The organism is Terrabacter sp. Soil811 (assembly GCF_001429655.1).
Lineage (GTDB): Bacteria > Actinomycetota > Actinomycetes > Actinomycetales > Dermatophilaceae > Terrabacter.
This window is the reverse complement of record NZ_LMSX01000008.1, coordinates 270,858-288,374: the sequence shown is the minus strand read 5'-3', so window position 1 is coordinate 288,374 and position 17,517 is coordinate 270,858. Positions and strand designations below refer to the sequence as shown.

Sequence of the window (17,517 nt, the reverse complement as noted above, 5' to 3'; positions counted from 1 at the left end):
GACGGCGGACGTCGCGACGTCAGCGTGCGTCCGAGTCCGGCAAAGCCGGCAAGTCCCCCGTGGTCTCGTACGCGGAAACCATACCCAGACGACGGCTGTGGCGCGCCTCATCGGTGAACTTCGTCGCCACGAAGGTGTCGACGATCTCCTTGGCGACGTCGTCGGCCGTGAACCGCGCCCCGATGGAGACGACCTGCGCGTTGTTGTGCTCGCGCGCGAGGCTCGCGAGCTCGGCGTTGTAGGCGAGCGCCGCCCGGATGCCGCTGACCTTGTTGGCCGCCATCTGCTCGCCGTTGCCCGACCCCCCGAGCACGACGCCGAGCGAGCCCTCGTCGGCCGCGACGGCCTCGGCCGCACGGAGCACGAACACCGGGTAGTCGTCCTGGGCGTCGTACGTGAACGGGCCGTGGTCGACGACCTCGTGGCCCGCGTCGCGCAGGTGCGTGGCGAGGGACTGGTGGAGCTCGTAGGCCGCGTGGTCGCCGCCGATGTGGATGCGCATGTCCGTCCTTGGGTGCGTCGAGTGGGGAAGGGTCAGGTGAAGATGGGACCGAGAGTGCGGGTGCGCTTGAGCTCGAAGAAGCCGGGCGTGCTGGCGACGAGCACGCAGCCGTCCCAGAGGCGGGCTGCGTCCTCGCCCTTGGGCGCAGGCGTCACGACGGGGCCGAAGAAGGCGACGCCGTCGACGGCGATGATCGGCGTGCCGACGTCGGTGCCGACGAGGCTGATCCCGCGCTTGTGGCTGCGGTGCAGGGCCGCGTCGTGCTTCTTGTGGTGGGCCTCCTTGGCCAGGTCGACGGGCAGGCCCACCTCCTCGAGCGACTCGCGGATGACCTCGTCGAAGTCGTTCATCTTGCGCAGGTGGATGCGGGTGCCCATGGCGTCGTAGAGCGGCTTGATGACGGAGTCACCGTGCGCCTCGACGGCGGCGATGATGACCCGAACCGGGCCCCACGCCTCGTCCATCCGTGCCCGGTAGGCGGCGTCGAGGTCGTGACGGTGCTCGTTGAGGACCGCGAGGCTCATGACCGACCAGGTCACCTCGATGTCGCGCAGCGTCTCGACCTCCATGAGCCAGCGGGAGGTCATCCACGCCCACGGGCAGATCGGGTCGAACCACATCTCGACGGCGTCGCGGCTCGTCTTCGGGCTGTCCTTCGCATCGGCCATGCGGCCCATCATGGCACTGCCACCTGCCCGCCCATCGCGGTGGTGGACGGGTCGGGGTTCCGTGCGAGGATGGCCCGCGACGACGGCGTCCGACCGACGATCCGTCGCGCCCCCAGCACCCTTCCCAGGAGGTCCCTACGTGCCCGGCAAGAACCTGACCCGCGACGAGGCGGCGAGCCGCGCCAGCATCCTGCGCGTCGACTCCTACGACGTCCGTCTCGACCTGACGACGGGTCCGGACAACTTCCACACCGTCACCACGGTCACGTTCACCTGCTCCGAGCCCGGCGCCGACTCGTTCATCGACCTCATCGCCGACTCCGTCGAGAAGGTCACGCTCAACGGCGTGGACCTCGACCCCGCCGAGGTCTTCGCGGACTCCCGCATCGCCCTCGCCGGCCTGGCCGCCGAGAACGAGCTCACCGTCGACGCCACCGGCCGCTACACCAACACGGGCGAGGGGCTGCACCGCTTCGTCGACCCGGTCGACAACGAGGTCTACCTCTACACGCAGTTCGAGGTCCCGGACTGCCGGCGGATGTATGCCGTGTTCGAGCAGCCCGACCTCAAGGCGTCCTTCCGCTTCACGGTGACCGCCCCGGCGCACTGGAAGGTCATCAGCAACTCCCCCACGCCCGCCCCGCAGGCCGCCGGCGTGGCCGACGGCGTCGAGCGCGCGACGTGGTCGTTCGAGCCGACGCAGCGCATCTCCTCGTACATCACGGCACTCATCGCCGGCCCCTACGACGAGGTCCGTGACGAGGTCGAGACCCGCAAGGGTGTCGTGCCGCTCGGCGTCTTCTGCCGCAAGTCGCTGACGCAGTACCTCGACGCCGACAACATCTTCGACTGCACCAAGAAGGGCTTCGCGTTCTTCGAGGAGGAGTTCGACCAGCCGTACCCGTTCGAGAAGTACGACCAGATCTTCACGCCCGAGTACAACATGGGCGCGATGGAGAACGCCGGCGCGGTGACCTTCGTCGAGGTCTACATCTTCCGGTCCAAGGTGTCAGAGGCGAAGATCGAGCGCCGCGCCCTGACGATCCTGCACGAGCTGGCCCACATGTGGTTCGGCAACCTCGTGACGATGAAGTGGTGGGACGACCTCTGGCTCAACGAGTCGTTCGCCGAGTGGGCGTCGACGACGTGCCAGGCCGAGGCCACCGAGTGGACGAGCGCGTGGACGACCTTCGGGACGTCGGAGAAGGCGTGGGCCTACACCCAGGACCAGCTCTCCTCGACGCACCCGATCGCGGCCGACATGCGCCACCTCGAGGACGTCGAGGTCAACTTCGACGGCATCACGTACGCCAAGGGTGCGTCCGTGCTCAAGCAGCTCGTCGCGTATGTCGGGCGCGAGCCCTTCGTGGCCGCGCTGCGCGAGTACTTCCGCAAGCACGCGTGGGGCAACACGACGCTGGCCGACCTGCTCGGCGAGCTCGAGAAGGCCTCGGGCCGCGAGCTGACCGAGTGGAGCAAGCTGTGGCTCGAGACGGCCGGCGTCAACACGCTGCGCCCCGTCTTCGAGGTCGACGCCGACGGCCGCTACAGCTCGTTCGCGGTCACGCAGACCGCGACCGAGGAGTACCCGACGCTCCGCCCCCACCGCATCGGCATCGGGCGATATGCCGTCCGGCCGGGTCAGGGCGGCGACGTGCTCGAGCGCATCGGTTACGACGAGGTCGACATCGCGGGAGAGCGCACCGACCTGGCCGGGCTCGTCGGCCAGGAGCAGCCGGACCTGCTGCTGCTCAACGACGACGACCTCGCCTACGGCAAGATCCGCCTCGACGAGCGGTCGCTCGCGACGGCGCTCTCCCTCCCCCGCGGTTTCACCGACTCGCTGCCGCGCTCGCTCGTGCTCGGCGCGACGTGGGACATGACGCGCGACGGCGAGATGCCGGCTCGTGACTTCGTCCGCTTCGTCCTCGAGTCGATGCCGGGCGAGACGGACTCCACGCTGCTGCGGGTCCTGCTCGGCCAGGTGTCGACGGCGGCCCGGCTCTACACGGCTCCGGAGCACCGGTCCGAGGTGTCGGCTCTGCTGTCGTCGTCCCTGCGCTCGCTCGCCGAGACGGCCGAGGCCGGCAGCGACGCCCAGTTCCAGCTCGTCGAGGCCTGGGCGGGCTCGACGTCCGACCCGGCCGACGAGGCTCGCCTGCGCGCGCTGCTGACCGGGACCGAGACGCTGCCGGGCCTCACCACCGACACGGAGCTGCGGTGGACCTTCCTCAAGGCCCTCGCGGCCCTCGGGGTGGCCGACGACATCGAGATCGCGACCGAGCTCGACCGTGACCCGACGGCCACCGGCAAGGAGCGCGCCGCCGAGGCGCTCGCCGCGCGACCGACCGCCGAGGCCAAGGCCGACGCCTGGGCCAAGGCCGTCGAGCGCAACGACCTGTCCAACCAGATGGTCGAGGCGGTCAGCGCCGGCTTCCGACGCAGCCGCGACCTGACCCTGCTCGAGCCGTACGTCGAGAGCTACCACGCGATGCTCGTCGACGCGTGGGCCGAGCGCAGCGTCGCCATCGGTGAGCGGGTCGTCGGCGGCTTCTACCCGTTCTCGCTCGCCAGCCAGGAGCTCAAGGACGCCTCGGACGCGTGGCTCGCGGCCAACGCCGACGCGGCGCCCGGCCTCGTGCGCACGGTCGCCGAGAACCGCGACACCATCGCGCGCGCCCTCGTGGCGCAGGAGCGCGACCGCCGCGGCTGAGCCCGTGGTGCGGGGCCGTCCGGACGGGCCGCCCCGCACCCAGGCTCCGCCGAGCCCGACTCCGAGCCTTCCTGATCGACCCTGACCGAGACCCTTGACGAGACCCTGACCGAGACCCCTGTGATCGACGCCTTCACGAACCTGACCCCTTTCGGCTCCACCCCGACACCCAGCCCGCCACCCGCCCAGGACCCAGCCATGACGCTTTCCGTGCCCGACCTGTCGACCCTGACGTGGGCCGGGGTCGGCGACTGGCTCGCCGGTGCGCCGTTGCTGATCCTGACGACCGTCGTCCTCGGTGTCGTCGCGCGCTGGGTGCTGCACCGGCTCATCGACCGGGTGGTCGCGACGGCGACGTCCCGGCGGGCGGAGCACCTCGCGAGGATCCCCGGCGCCGGGCGGGCGCTGCAGGCGGTGGGCGGCGTCGCCAACGCCCGCCACGTGCAGCGCACCGAGACCGTCGGAGCCCTGCTCAAGAGCATCACGACGTTCGTCGTCTTCGGGATCACCGCGCTCACGGTGATGTCGCTCGTGGGCATCCCCCTCGGGCCGATGCTCGCCTCCGCCAGCGTCGGCGGCGTGGCCCTGGCCTTCGGAGCCCAGAGCCTCGTCAAGGACTTCCTCTCCGGCGTCTTCATGATCGTCGAGGACCAGTACGGCGTCGGCGACGTCATCGACACGGGTGAGGTCGTCGGCACGGTCGAGAACGTGTCGCTGCGCGTCACCCAGCTGCGCGACGCGGGCGGCATGACGTGGTACGTCCGCAACGGCGAGATCATCCGCATCGGCAACAAGACGCAGGGCTGGTCGACGGCGATCGTCGACGTACCGATCGCCTACGACCAGGACGTCGAGAAGGCGATCACCGTGATCCGCGACGTCGTCGGCGTCATGGACGACGACGACGCCTTCAAGAACATCCTCCTCGAGGAGCCGAACGTCGTCGGCGTCGAGTCGATCGCGAACGGCGTCATCACGATCCGCATCATCGCCAAGACGATCGCCAACGAGCAGTTCGGCGTGCAGCGCGAGATGCGCGAGCGGGTCAAGGCGGCCTTCGACCGTGCCGGCGTGCGCAGCCCCCAGCCCGTCATGCCGCCCTACGGCGGGGCGGCCCCGCAGTGACCGCCGGCACCGCTCTGGGAGACTGGCCGACGTGACGTTCTACGACGACTTCGGTGGCCACGAGACCTTCGACCGGCTCGTGCGCGAGTTCTACCGCGGCGTCGCGGAGGACCCGCCGCTGCGTGCTCTCTATCCCGAGGAGGACCTCGGACCGGCGCAGGAGCGCCTGCGGATGTTCTTCGAGCAGTACTGGGGCGGACCCACGACCTACTCCGAGCAGCGTGGACACCCGCGGCTGCGGATGCGCCACGTGCCGTATGCCGTGACGCCCGACATGCGTGACCGCTGGCTGCTGCACATGATGAACGCCGTCGACACGCTCGAGCTCTCCCCCGAGAACGACGACCGGCTGCGTGACTACCTCACCCGGGCGGCATACTCCCTCGTCAACGCGCCGGGACCCGACGGCACCTTCTGAGCACGGCCTCACACTCCCGAGGACTCACAGCAACTCACAGCACATTCACGGGTCACGATCCTCGAGCCGGGTGTTCTCTGGAGTCAGGTGTTTCCACGGTCGGACCACGCGTCCGACGACGACGGAGGGATGCGGCATGGTGTCGATCAACAAGAAGGTGGCGGGCGTCGCCGTGGTGGGTGCCGCGGCAGCCGCCATCGGACTCGGTGTCTCACAGGGGGCCCGCGCCGACGACGCCACGACGACGACGACGACCCCCACCCCGACGGCGACCTCGACCCAGGGAGACCCCAACCAGGGCACGACCGACAGCACGCCGGGCAACGGGCGCGGCTGGGGCCCCGGTGGCCGCCACGGCGGCATGGGACCCGGCATGGGCAAGGGCGTGGACCTCGCGGCGCTCGCAACGAAGCTCGGCGTCGACCAGACCAAGCTCGAGGATGCCCTCAAGGCCGTGCGACAGGACCTCAAGGCCAAGCCCACTCCCGGGCAGGGCACGGCGACGAAGCCCGACCCCGCGACGATGCAGGACGAGCTGGCGACGAAGCTCGCGAGCGAGCTGGGCATCGATGCCGCCAAGGTCAAGGCGGCGTTCGCCGACCTTCGCGCTGCGCACGAAGCCGATGAGCAGAAGGCGTTCGACGACCGCCTCGCGCAGGCCGTCAAGGACGGCACGCTGACCCAGGCGGAGGCCGACGCGGTCAAGAAGGCCGCCAAGGCCGGCGTCATCGACATGCACGACGGACCCCACTGACGGTGGGCTGACTGCGCCGACGCAGGGCGTCACACGGGTCCCGGGTGACGCCCTCAGCGTGTCGCGAGGTGCGCCCGCAGGGAGGGCACGACGTGGTTGCGCAGGAGCGGCGCGAGGTCGGCCGGCAGCTCGTCCTCGAGACCCAGCCAGCGCTGCTCGGCGATCTCGGCGAGCGGCGCCGGGGAGTCCTCGGGGAGCAGGTGGGTGACGTAGACCGTTGCGTCGACCCAGGCACCCGGCTCGTTCGCCGCGACGTCGTGGAACCGACCCAGCGGCTCCCCGACACCCGACACGTCGAGTCCGACCTCCTCCATCACCTCGCGGACGGCCGCCTCGCGCGCGGACTCGCCCGGGTCGATCTTGCCGCCGGGCAGCATGAACCGCGTCGAGCCGGCCTTGCGGACGGTGAGCAGGTGGCCGTCCCTCACGAGGCAGAACGCCGCGGTGACAAAGGTCGTCATGCCCCCGACGGTAGTGCCGACTCCTCGGCGGTCTGCTCCCCGGGCTCCCAACGCACCCGGTGACCCGTGATCCAGGCGCTCGAGCGCTCGGTGACGACGAAGCGGAAGACGAGCCGCATCATCGCGTCGCGGACCGCGCGGCCCGCCCGTCCCGGGATCTTCGAGCTGCTGCTGCGCGCACCGGCGGCGACGATGCGCTCGACGCGCGCCCGTCGCGCGGTGTCGTATGCCGTCAGGGCCTCCTCCACGGTGCCTGCATCGCGCAGGCACGTGGCGAGGACGACGGCGTCTTCGAGCGCCAGGGCGGCTCCCTGACCCGAGCTCGGGGACGGCGCGTGCGCGGCGTCGCCGATGACGACCATCCGGTCGCGGTGCCAGCGGGCGACACGCGGCAGGTCCTGGGTGTTGTCGGCCCAGAGCTCGAGCCGGCCGCTCCGCACGAGGTCGGCGGCAGGCCCGGCGTCGGCGGCGAGCAGCCCCTCGAGGTGGTCGCGCCACTGTTCCGGGGTGCGCGCCGCGCGTTCGGCCGGGGTGATCGCCGGGCCGGGGACGTTGACGAACCACACGACGTCGCCGTCTGGCGTCGGGTGGGCTCCGAAGAAGGCGCGCGACCCGAAGACGAAGTGCCACTCCCGGGCTGGGAGGGCGCCGGCGATCGACGTCGCCTCGGTGATGCCTCCGAAGTTCGTCAGCCCGACGTAGCGCGCCGGAGCGGCTTCGGGATGGATGGTGCGACGGACCAACGAGCGGACACCGTCGGCGCCGACGAGCAGGTCGCCCTCGAGCGTCGACCCGTCCTCGAGTGTCACCGTGACCCCGTCGGGGCGGCTCGCCACGTGCACGACCCGGCTGTCGTGACGCACGTCGATCCCGCGTCGCCCGGCCTCGTCGAGGAGAGCCGCGGCGAGGCGGGAGCGCTTCATGGTCACCGCGACGGTGCCGTCGTCGAGCGGCACGCCGAGGCTCATCGTGCCGAGCACGCGACCGGTGGCGCCGACCATGACATTGCGCTCGCTCGGGAAGCCGATCGGTGCGACGAGGTGCCGTGCGCCGAGCAGGTCGAGGGCGTGCAACCCGTTCGAGGCGAGCGTGAACCACGACCCGGCCTCGCCGTCGGACCGTGGCCAGGCCTCGAGGACGACGGGCTCGATCCCGGCCTGCTGGAGGGCGAGCGCGGCGGCCGGACCGGCGATGCCACCTCCCACGACGAGAGCCTTCATCTTGATACCCTTCCTTACGAGAATCGAATGTTTCGAGATTCGAAAGGTAAGGCCGATGTCGTCCGTCCGTCAACCCCCTGACCCCGGCAGGCGCGAGCAGCTCGTCCACGCGCTCGGGGACGCGATGCAGCAGTACCAGCGCTCGGTGCAGGCCTTCGACGACACCGTCGGGCGGGCCCTCGGCCTCGGACCGGCCGATCTGCGGTGCCTCGACTGGCTCGTCGACGGCCCGAAGTCCGCCGGCCAGCTGAGCACTGCGACGGGCCTGCGTCCGGCCGCGACGACAGCCCTCATCGACCGGCTCGCCAAGCGGGGCCTCGTGCGGCGGACGCGCTCTGAGGCCGACCGCCGCACCGTGCTCGTCGAGATGACCGAGCTCGGTCAGACGCGGACGTGGGAGGCCTACGGCCCGCTGGTCCGGGCCGGCCAGCCGATGCTCGACGAGCTGGACACCGAGCAGCTGGAGTTCATGGGCGACTACCTCCGCCGGATCACGGCGCTGACCGACGAGCACCGGACGCTGCTCGCTCGGCACCCACCCGAGCCCGCCTGACCGACGCCACCCCACGGCATACGCCGTCTGGTTCGCGCGCACGACGTGGCGGGCTCACCGGGTCGTGGGCGGACCCGCCTCGACGCGGCGGCGCACCTCGGCAAGACCGTGCGGCCCCGGCCCGAGGTCCCACCAGCTCTCGATCCACCACGTGGCGCCGGCCTGCTCCCAGGCGGCCGGCTGGGCGGGCTCGAGCGCGGTGAACGAGCCCCACGAGTCGGCCTCGATGACGACGTCGTAGGGCTCCGAGGGCAGACCCACCTCCGCACGGAGCCGGTGCACCGCATCGACCACGGCCGCGAACGCCTCGACGGTCTTCGGCTGCCCGTCGGGCGGATGGATCGCGGGGATGAGGCCCTGCCAGCGCGCCGCCCGCTCGAGCGAACGCTGACGCCCACGCCCGGGCGTCGGTGCCCCGACGACCCAGACGGGCGGGTGGGGACGCTGCGGCGTCGGAGGCGGGAGCATGAAGTCGTTGGGCCCGGCGCTGTAGTGCTCACCGGCGTACGTGAAGGTCGAGGCGTCGCCGAGCAGGCCGGCGTAGATCGCCAGGCACTCGTCGAGCTTGCGGGCGCGCACCGCACGACCCTCGTCGGCCTCGAAGGCCGTCCACCCGGGGTGGAGAGCGCCGAGACCGACCGACATGAACGCCCGTCCGCCGCTGATCCGGTCGACCGAGCCGACGCGGGAGGCGAGGTCCCACGGGCGGTGACGGGAGGCCGGCGTCAGCAGGGTGCCGAGCCGGATGCGCTCGGTGACCATGGCGGCCGCGCCGAGCTGCACCCACGCGTCGACGCCGTAGAGCGCCTCCCAGCCGAGGACGGCGTCCCATCCCCGCTCCTCGCCGAGCCGCGCCAGATCGGCGAACTCACGCTCAGTGGCATACGGGACGACGAAGCCGCTCTTCATCCTCCGTTCCTACCAAGGGGCGGTGACAGCCGGGTCCTGGCGACGCGTTGCAAGAAGTTGCAGAACTTTCTTTGAGTTTTCGGCGTGATGCGGAACGATGGTGGCCCGTGACGCGATCAGCAACCCAGACCCTGAACCACCCGGCGCGCGACCTCGAGGTGCGCGAGGACGCCACGCCCGTGCACGCCGCGGACCGCCCGGACGCCGCTTGGTGGCGCCAAGCGGTGATCTACCAGATCTACCCGCGCTCGTGGGCCGACAGCGACGGCGACGGCATCGGTGACCTCCCCGGCATCACCTCGCGCCTGCCCCACCTGCGCGCGCTCGGCGTCGACGCCATCTGGCTCTCGCCGTTCTACACCTCGCCGCAGGCCGACGCGGGCTACGACGTCGCCGACTACCGCGACATCGACCCGATCTTCGGCACGCTCGCCGATGCCGACGCGATGATCGCGCGCGCCCACGAGCTCGACCTCAAGGTCATCGTCGACATGGTGCCCAACCACTCCTCCGACGAGCACGTGTGGTTCCAGGCCGCCCTGGCCGCCGGCCCCGGCTCGGCCGAGCGCGAGCGCTACATGTTCCGTGAGGGACGCGGTGAGCACGGCGAGCTGCCCCCGAACAACTGGGAGTCCGTCTTCGGCGGAGCCGCGTGGACCCGGGTCACCGAGGCCGACGGCAAGCCCGGCCAGTGGTACCTCCACATCTTCGACACGAAGCAGCCCGACTTCAACTGGGAGCACCCCGAGGTGCGCGCCGAGTTCGAGTCGATCCTGCGCTTCTGGCTCGACCGCGGCGTCGACGGCTTCCGCGTCGACGTCGCCCACGGCCTCATCAAGGAGCAGGGCCTGCCCGACACCGAGGAGGAGCGCACGACGATGCTCGGCCACTCCGAGCACGAGCACGGCCTCGAGGGGCTGCACGAGGCCGCCCCCGTCGAGGAGGCGCCGCGGATCGACCACACGAAGCGCAGCCCGATGTGGGACCAGGACGGCGTCCACGAGATCTACCGCGCCTGGCGCCAGATCCTCGAGTCCTACGGCACGCCCGACCGCATCCTCTGCGCGGAGGCGTGGGTCGAGCCGCAGGAGCGCGCCGTCGCCTACGTCCGTCCCGACGAGATGCACCAGGCGTTCAACTTCGACTTCCTCACCGCCTCCTGGACGGCCGAGGACCTGCGCGCCGTCATCACCTCGTCGCTGCACGCCGCGGACTCCGTCGGCGCCCCGTCGACGTGGGTGCTGTCCAACCACGACGTCGTGCGCCACGCCTCGCGTCTCGGCTTCGCACCGGGCACGCCCCGCATGAACGGCATCTCGGCGACCGACCCGCAGCCGGACCGCGCGCTCGGCCTGCGCCGTGCCCGCGCGGCCACCTCGCTCATGCTCGCGCTGCCCGGTGGCGCCTACATCTACCAGGGCGAGGAGCTCGGCCTGCCCGACTCCACCGACATGCCGGCCGAGTTCCGCCAGGACCCGACCTTCGCCCGCACCCACGGCGCCGAGACCGGCCGCGACGGCTGCCGCGTCCCGATCCCCTGGTCGGTCCACGGCCCCTCGCTCGGCTTCGGCCCGAGCGACAGCACGTGGCTGCCGCAGCCCTCCGTCTACGCCGACTACGCCGTCGACCGCCAGGAGGGCGTGGCCGGCTCGACCCTCGAGCTCTACCGCTCGCTCCTCGCCGCGCGCCGCGAGCTGTCCCTCGGGACCGGCTCGCTCACGTGGGTCGAGGGGTATGCCGGCGACGTGATCGCGCTGACCAACGGCTCGTCCCGGCGTGACCGGGTGCTCGTCGTCGCCAACCTCGGAGCCGAGCCCATCGCCCTCCCTGAGGGCGCGGAGCTCATCGTGGCCTCCGGGCCGCTCGAGGACGGCCTCGTCCCGACCGACACGACGGTCTGGGCCCGCTGGTCCTGATGTCCTGACGACGGGTCCACGACCCGCCCGCACGTGAGGCCCCGTCCTGCTGGACGGGGCCTCACGGCATACCCGGGCCTGTGGATGACGGCGGAGACGGCGTCGCGGGCTCTCCTACGGTCGGGGCATGACGCGCTACGCCATCGACTCCGACGGGGTGTCCCGGGAGCGGCTCGCGCTGGCGCACGACCCGGCGGAGCTGCGCGAGTGCGCGTCGCACGTGGCCACGGCGACCGCCGGCGCGATGGCCTCGACCGGCGACGAGGGCGACGTGCTGAGGGTCGAGCTCGACCGCTTCCGGGTGGTCCATGCCCACGCACTCGACGCCGTCGCCGATGCTGCCGGCGCCCTGGCCGACCGGCTCGACCGGTCGACGCTCGAGGCCCGGTCGGTGGAGCTCTTCGTGACCGCCGGTTTTGCTGGGGTAGCGGCGAGCAGCACTGTGAATCTTGGTGATCCGGTCAGCGCAGTGGCGCCGTGAGTCGCGTCCACGAGGTCGGCCACGCGTCCGCGGCGATTCCCGGCGACGTTGCGCTTCCCCTCCCGACGGGTGACGTCGCGGGTCTTCGTGCTGCGGCGCGCTCGCTCGGCCGAGCTGCGTCCCGGGCGCGTGCGACGGCCACGATGCGGGGGACGCTGGGACCGCGGCTCTCGGCCGTCTGGACCGGGGACGCGGCGACCGCGGCTCGCTCGGAGGCGGACGAGCTGGGCGCCCGCGCACGCCGTGTCGTCGAGGCGCTGCCCGACGCCTCCCGCTCGCTGCTGACGTATGCCGCCGCGCTCGACCACGCCCAGGCGCGCATCCGCTCGTTGCAGCGGCAGTGGGACGCTCTCGACGCCGAGCACGCGCTGGCTCTCTTGCGGATCGCAGCACTCCCCGATCCGACGGGTGCCATCGGGGTGCTGGTCACTGAGCGGGCTCGGTCGGAACAGGCGGAGGGGCGGGTCCGACTGAGCCGGACGTACGCCGGCGTCCTCGACGACCTGCGCGCGACGGCTCGGCGCTGCGCGAGACTCGTGGCGCGCGCTTCCGACGTGACGTTCTCGTCCGGGGCCTCGGCCAGTGCGGGACGGGTGCGCTCTGCTGTCACCGGCGGACTGTGGTTTGCCGACGGCGTGGTCGCAGCGCGGGCATCGCGCGACGCTGCTCTCGCCGACGGCCTGATGGCACGCACGGTCATGGCCGGGGGTCGCGCGTCGGGCGGGCTCACGGACGCCGAGGTGGCCGAGCTGGCGACGCATGTCCGTGCACGAGCGGACGACCCGGTCTACGCGCAGGCGCTGCTGTCGGAGATCGGGGCCGACGGACTCGCCAGGGTGCTCATGGCCGCCGGTGTGACCCGGAGCGCGTCAGGTGCAGACGTCGACACCGTCCGTGAGCTCCTCGGGGCGTTCGGCTCGCTCGTCATCACGGGCACGAGTCACGGAGCGCCCGTCGGGACCGACCCGCGGACGCGCGCCCAGCTGGCCTCCGGGGCGGCCCTGCTCGCAGACGACCTCGTCGCCGCTGTCGACACGGTCCAGGTGGACCCCGTGGGAGGGGGCCGGGCGACCGGGGCGTGGCTGTTGGGCCAGCTCCTCTCGGGCGCTCGGACCTCGGGTGACCGCCGTCGCCTACCCGGGCGGTTCGCGCGACGTGCAGCCGCCGCGGCGGCCACCGCCGAGATCGCTGAGACGCGCGATGACGACGTCGCCCTGGCGCACGGGACGACGCTCCATGCCGACGCCGGAGCGACGTTCGCGTCGTGGTTCGACGACGGCTCGCGCACCGGTGACCCCGTCCACGCCCTGCTCGGGCACGTCGTTGACGATCCAGCCGAGACGTCGGCGCTGCTGGCCGAACCGCTTCCGGACTCGGAGGTCCCTGCCGGCGCCCTGGCCAACAGCCGGGGTGACCGGATCACCCTGGGTGAGTACCTCGTGCGTCGATGGGTCGCCTACGAGGCCAACGGGATCGAGAGTCATCCCGATCTCCGGCTCTCGACGGACGCCGACCTCGCGAGACTCCTCTCGAGCGTGTCGACCGCGACCGACGAGGGGGCCGCCGAGACCCGGTCGCGGGTGATGCTCGAGGTCTCCCGCACCAGCACCCACGCGATGCTCGAGGCCTCGACCACGCACCTCTACTCGGGTGCCACCGCACCCCTCGAGCACCTCGTCGCCGACTGGCTCTCGGCGATGCGTCAGAACGTCGACGCCGCCCTCTCGACACCACTTTTGGGCGCAGCACCTGCCACGGGCTACGTCCGGCAGACCTCAGGGGGCATGGAGCCGTGGCTCGACGCCGAGGAGCTGACCGGAGTGGTCGGCGCCCTGGCCGTCGACACCGGGATGGGCTTGCGCGCCAAGGACGCCGGCGCGGCATACAGACGACTCGTCGACCGAGAGCTCCGAGCGGCGCAGGACACCGCGGAACGTGGTGGCGACGTGCCTCGCGATGTCGTTCGGCTGGGCTTCCTCGACCAGGCGGCCTCCGCCGCGCTCGTGGCCGTCGCCCGACGGCAGGACGTGCTGAACCGCTCGGCCTGGCAGGGACTTGCAGAGGCCGGTCACGTCATCGAGGAGATCCGTCGCGGGAGCCTGGCGGGCTTGGCGTCGACGGTGCGCACCTACGTCGACGGCGGGACGACGCGCACGGCCGACGACGACCTCGTCATCGCACTGGTCCGCTCCGACGTCGAGCTGGCGCAGACCGAGCTCGACGACGCACGACGGGCCCAGCTGGTGACGCGCATCGGTGCGGTCACCGGCGGTCGCGCCGACGTGCTCCCGGCCGTGCAGCTCGGAGCCGCCCGCGCTCCCCTGCTCCTGACGGTCGCCGAGCTCCGGGCGGCCCGCGACGCCGAGATCCGTGCTGCGTTCGACGCTGCCGTCAAGGACGGCTCGCGAGGCGGCGCCACCTCGGCCGCGGAACGCCTCAAGCAGCGCACCGCCCCCACCGACCGCGTCCGCGTCACGAGCCACTCGGGCGATCCACCCATCTGGCGTCCCCGAGTCGGCAGTATCGACCTGTCTCGGGTCAAGAAGATCGAAGCCCACGAGATGAGGACGGCCGAACGGCTGGCAGCCCTGGGCCACGACATCACGTTCTTGCCCCCTACACATCGAGACAAGTCCGCGGATGGGCTCGTAGATGGGGTCACGTGGGAGTTCAAGGCTCCTGAAGGGAATTCCAAGGACACGGTGGTCCGGAACCTGCGAAAGGGGAGCATGCAGTCACCGCGCGTGGTGGTAGACCTTCAGAGGTGCCCACTTTCCACGCCTGAGGCACTGCGTCAAGCCGAGCAGGCCCTGGCTCGCTACCCTCGGCTCGAGTCGATCATGATCCTCGACCAGGCCGGCATCGTTCATGAAAGGAAGCGCCAAGGATGACGTCGTGGGACATCACCATCGAGCTGCCCCCGGACGAGGTCATCAGAGCTCTGCGGGCCCTCCCCGACGCAAGCGTCCTCGACATCCCGACCGGGATCGGGATCGAGTTCGGGGACGGTCGAGCAGCGTGGGTCGACTCCGAGCCGTTTCCGGGAGATCCCGACGACGTCACCGACATCTGCATCAAGGACTACTCGACGCTCGGCGCCTGGCAGATCTACGCCCGTCTGGAGGAGCAGACGGCTGCCCCGATGTCGATGACCGACTTCGGCGGAATCCTCGTCCGTGAGCGCCGGTGGACGCCGTTCCCCCCTGAGTACGCCTCGCGCCCGGAGGACCGACGCCTGCACACCTGGGACTCCCGCGCAGTGGGTGCGCAAGTTCTCGAACAGGTCCGCGCATCCGCGTTGTCCCCGGCCGACGCACTCGAGGTCGTCCGCGCGTCCAAGCCGCTGCCCTGGCAGCTCCTGGACCGAACCTCTGATCTTGTCGCGTCGCTCGTCGACGCTGGCTTGCTCACACCGACCCCGATTTACCTGCCTGAGCCTCCCGACCTACCGGCGTGGGATTCCCCGGATCGGTGGACGCTGCGTCAGACCGTGTCCCAGGCCCACCGGTTCTTCCCCCGAGAGGGCGAACCGCCCGCTCCCGGCGGCGCCCGGTTCGCGAGCGGTCCCGTTCTGACGATGCACGGCGACGCACCGATTTCGCGGAGCGACGTCACCGAGTGGCTTCTGCCCGAGGTGGGCTGAGCAGCCACTCGGATGCGGCGGGCTGACGGCGGAACGGCAGATACCCTCGGGCCCATGGTGACGACACGGGCCTACCTCGCACACACGCCCGTGGCGCTGGCCCACCGAGGCGGCTCGCTCTACGCGCCGAACGTCGGGCTCGAGAACACGATGACGGCCTTCGGCAACGCCGTCGACCTCGGATACACCCACCTCGAGACCGACGTCCACGTCACCCGCGACGGCGAGCTCGTCGCGTTCCACGACACGAGGCTCGACCGGGTCAGCAACGCTCGCGGGCGCATCCGCGACCTGCCCTGGTCCGAGGTCTCGCACGCCGAGGTCGGCGACGGCGGGCACGTGCCGTTGCTCACCGACGTCCTCGACGCGTGGCCCGACATCAGCCTCAACATCGACCTCAAGGCGCCGGGCACGGCCGAGCCGCTCTGGCGCATCATCGAGGAGCGCGGGCTGCACGACCAGGTCTGCGTCGGCTCGTTCTCCCAGCGCAACATCTCGCACTTCCGCCGCCTGTCCCGCGGCACCGTCGCGACTGCGGCGGCCCAGGTCGGCACGGCCCTGGCCCGCTTCGGACCCGGCGTCCTGACCTCGGTCTTCCGCACGCCGGCGGACGTCTTCCAGGTGCCTCCGTCGATCCCGCTGCGCGGACGGTCGGTGCCCGTCGTCACCCGTCGCCTCGTCGACACCGCGCACCGCTTCGGCAAACAGGTCCACGTCTGGACCATCGACGACGCCGACGAGATGCGGCGGCTGCTCGACCTCGGCGTCGACGGGCTGGTCAGCGACCGCATCGACGTGCTCAAGGACGTCCTCCTCCAGCGCGGCGCGTGGACCGGGCACGCCTGAGCCGCCTCCCCGCGCCACGTCGCGACCCCGCCGCACCCCCGACCGCGGCGGACGGCATACGCCATCGGGTCAGCGGACGAGGACGTGCCCCCGCGACGTGCTGAGGCGCGTCCACCGGCCGTGGGCCGCGATCGACGCCGGCTCGCCCGGAGCCGTGAAGCCGAGCACGTGCGCACCGAAGGCGAGTCCCGCCGCGATGGGCGGCACGGTGTCGCTCATGGCACCCCAGGTCCGCCGCCGGAGCGCGTCGACCGCGTGACCCCCGGCGTTCTCGGGAGTGCCCTCGGCGACCTGCGAGATGCCTTGGCGCGCAATGGAGTCGATGGCCCCACCGTCGAGCTGGCCAACCGGCTCCCAGCCGTCCCGCGGGGGCGTGAGCCCGCTCCACGGAGCGCGGACGGTCGTCGGCGGGACGCTCAGCAGGGCGCTCGCGCCGTCGCGGGCGAGACGGTCGGCGACCGACGCGAAGGACACGGTGGTGTCGATGGCGTCGGAGGGCGCGATCGTCACGACGCGCATGCCGAGGACGGTGCCGTCACCCATGAGCCCCGTGCCCTCGATGACCGCCACCGTGGTGACGAGGAGAGTGCCGAGCACCTGGAGGCGCACGGCACCGTCGGGGTTGGCGCGGCTCGCCCGGGCGAGGTAGGTGCCGAGGTCGGCGAGACCGCGCGGGTCGCCGAAGTCGATCTGCGGCGTGCCGGTCACCGGCGTCGCTTCCGGAAGGGCGCGGGACCGCCGACGTGGACCTGCACCGACGCGCGCTCGTCGGGGCGCATGCGCCGCGGCGCCTCGCTCGCGAAGTCGTAGAGCGCGAGCTCGGTCTCGGCGACGGCGTAGACCGGCCGCTCGCCCTCGCCGACACCGTCGGGGTCGGTGACGATGTAGGCGACGTCGAAGCCTGCGCCACCCACTCGCGAGACCCACATCTGGATCTCGACGGGGGCGTGTCGGAATCCGAGGGGGCGGCGGTACTCGATCTCGTGGCGCGACACGAGCACGCCCTCGTCGAGCAGGGTCTTGTCGCCCGCCCCCCCGCCCTCGAACCAGTCGCGGAACGCGATGACGCGCGCATCCTCGAGCAGTCGCAGGAACTGCACGTTGTTGATGTGCGCGTAGGCGTCCATGTCGGACCAGCGCAGCGACACGTGGGCGGCATACGGCGTGGCCTGCGGTTCGGTCTCCGTCATGCCCCCATCCTTCCAGCCGCCCGTCTCGCCGCTCGTCCACATCCCCTCGGTGGGACGCGGGCCCCTCCACAGCCTGGGTATGCCGGTCGGCCCGGTCGGTGGGGACCCGTAGGTTGGG

Annotated in this window: 17 protein-coding genes; 10 read left to right on the top strand and 7 right to left on the bottom strand. The window is 71.6% G+C overall.

The window, feature by feature from the left end:
- Positions 1 to 19 precede the first annotated feature (19 nt).
- Positions 20 to 502: a ribose-5-phosphate isomerase gene (locus tag ASH01_RS11835; protein ID WP_056775923.1), complete on the bottom strand. Its 483-nt coding sequence runs from the start codon at positions 500 to 502 to the stop codon at positions 20 to 22.
- 32 nt (positions 503 to 534) lie between these two features.
- The gene (locus tag ASH01_RS11830; RefSeq protein ID WP_056775921.1) at positions 535 to 1,170 is read right to left on the bottom strand and encodes a mycothiol-dependent nitroreductase Rv2466c family protein; all 636 of its coding nucleotides are present in this window, start codon (positions 1,168 to 1,170) and stop codon (positions 535 to 537) included.
- A gap of 139 nt (positions 1,171 to 1,309) precedes the next feature.
- On the opposite strand from ASH01_RS11830, the gene pepN reads away from it, so the two are divergent.
- The 4 genes from pepN (at position 1,310) to ASH01_RS11810 (ending at position 6,180) form a co-directional block, all read left to right on the top strand.
- Positions 1,310 to 3,883 carry an aminopeptidase N gene (gene pepN / locus ASH01_RS11825; RefSeq protein ID WP_056775919.1) on the top strand — a complete coding sequence of 858 codons (2,574 nt, stop codon included), beginning with the start codon at positions 1,310 to 1,312 and terminating at the stop codon, positions 3,881 to 3,883.
- A 198-nt stretch (positions 3,884 to 4,081) separates the two neighbouring features.
- On the top strand, positions 4,082 to 5,008 hold the full coding sequence (locus tag ASH01_RS11820; protein ID WP_056777613.1) for a mechanosensitive ion channel family protein: 927 nt from the start codon (positions 4,082 to 4,084) through the stop codon (positions 5,006 to 5,008).
- Positions 5,009 to 5,039: 31 nt separating this feature from the next.
- On the top strand, positions 5,040 to 5,426 hold the full coding sequence (locus tag ASH01_RS11815; protein ID WP_082619777.1) for a globin: 387 nt from the start codon (positions 5,040 to 5,042) through the stop codon (positions 5,424 to 5,426).
- Positions 5,427 to 5,562: 136 nt separating this feature from the next.
- The gene (locus tag ASH01_RS11810; RefSeq protein ID WP_056775917.1) at positions 5,563 to 6,180 is read left to right on the top strand and encodes a hypothetical protein; all 618 of its coding nucleotides are present in this window, start codon (positions 5,563 to 5,565) and stop codon (positions 6,178 to 6,180) included.
- 53 nt (positions 6,181 to 6,233) lie between these two features.
- On the opposite strand, the gene ASH01_RS11805 is transcribed toward ASH01_RS11810, so the two are convergent.
- Together ASH01_RS11805 and ASH01_RS11800 are read right to left on the bottom strand one after the other, a co-directional pair.
- Positions 6,234 to 6,641, bottom strand: a complete 408-nt coding sequence (locus ASH01_RS11805) for an NUDIX hydrolase (protein ID WP_056775915.1) — start codon at positions 6,639 to 6,641, stop codon at positions 6,234 to 6,236.
- Positions 6,638 to 7,861 carry an FAD-dependent oxidoreductase gene (locus tag ASH01_RS11800; RefSeq protein WP_056775913.1) on the bottom strand — a complete coding sequence of 408 codons (1,224 nt, stop codon included), beginning with the start codon at positions 7,859 to 7,861 and terminating at the stop codon, positions 6,638 to 6,640. The genes ASH01_RS11805 and ASH01_RS11800 overlap by 4 nt, the downstream gene beginning before the upstream one ends.
- A 55-nt stretch (positions 7,862 to 7,916) precedes the next feature.
- Between ASH01_RS11800 and ASH01_RS11795 the strand changes: the two genes are divergently transcribed.
- On the top strand, positions 7,917 to 8,414 hold the full coding sequence (locus tag ASH01_RS11795) for a MarR family winged helix-turn-helix transcriptional regulator (protein WP_056775911.1): 498 nt from the start codon (positions 7,917 to 7,919) through the stop codon (positions 8,412 to 8,414).
- 54 nt (positions 8,415 to 8,468) lie between these two features.
- Here ASH01_RS11795 and ASH01_RS11790 read toward each other — a convergent pair whose 3' ends face one another.
- The gene (locus ASH01_RS11790) at positions 8,469 to 9,323 is read right to left on the bottom strand and encodes an LLM class flavin-dependent oxidoreductase (protein ID WP_056775909.1); all 855 of its coding nucleotides are present in this window, start codon (positions 9,321 to 9,323) and stop codon (positions 8,469 to 8,471) included.
- Positions 9,324 to 9,430: 107 nt separating this feature from the next.
- Here ASH01_RS11790 and ASH01_RS11785 point away from each other — a divergent pair, with 107 nt between their 5' ends.
- The 5 genes from ASH01_RS11785 to ASH01_RS11765 all read left to right on the top strand — a co-directional run bounded on the left by ASH01_RS11785 (position 9,431) and on the right by ASH01_RS11765 (position 16,209).
- Positions 9,431 to 11,239 carry a glycoside hydrolase family 13 protein gene (locus tag ASH01_RS11785; RefSeq protein WP_082619776.1) on the top strand — a complete coding sequence of 603 codons (1,809 nt, stop codon included), beginning with the start codon at positions 9,431 to 9,433 and terminating at the stop codon, positions 11,237 to 11,239.
- Between the two features lie 127 nt (positions 11,240 to 11,366).
- Entirely contained in the window at positions 11,367 to 11,720 is a 354-nt protein-coding gene (locus ASH01_RS11780; protein WP_056775907.1) for a hypothetical protein, read from the top strand.
- Entirely contained in the window at positions 11,717 to 14,611 is a 2,895-nt protein-coding gene (locus ASH01_RS11775) for a hypothetical protein (RefSeq protein WP_056775905.1), read from the top strand. The genes ASH01_RS11780 and ASH01_RS11775 overlap by 4 nt, the downstream gene beginning before the upstream one ends.
- Positions 14,608 to 15,363: a hypothetical protein gene (locus tag ASH01_RS11770; protein ID WP_056775903.1), complete on the top strand. Its 756-nt coding sequence runs from the start codon at positions 14,608 to 14,610 to the stop codon at positions 15,361 to 15,363. Before ASH01_RS11775 ends, ASH01_RS11770 begins: the two co-directional genes overlap by 4 nt.
- A 54-nt stretch (positions 15,364 to 15,417) precedes the next feature.
- Entirely contained in the window at positions 15,418 to 16,209 is a 792-nt protein-coding gene (locus ASH01_RS11765; RefSeq protein WP_056775901.1) for a glycerophosphodiester phosphodiesterase, read from the top strand.
- 69 nt (positions 16,210 to 16,278) lie between these two features.
- Here the strand turns inward: ASH01_RS11765 and ASH01_RS11760 are convergent, their stop codons facing one another.
- Together ASH01_RS11760 and ASH01_RS11755 are read right to left on the bottom strand one after the other, a co-directional pair.
- Entirely contained in the window at positions 16,279 to 16,917 is a 639-nt protein-coding gene (locus ASH01_RS11760; protein ID WP_056775899.1) for a hypothetical protein, read from the bottom strand.
- A complete protein-coding gene (locus ASH01_RS11755) occupies positions 16,914 to 17,399 on the bottom strand; it encodes an acyl-CoA thioesterase (RefSeq protein WP_056777605.1) in 486 nt (161 codons plus the stop codon). Before ASH01_RS11755 ends, ASH01_RS11760 begins: the two co-directional genes overlap by 4 nt.
- Positions 17,400 to 17,517 lie beyond the last annotated feature (118 nt).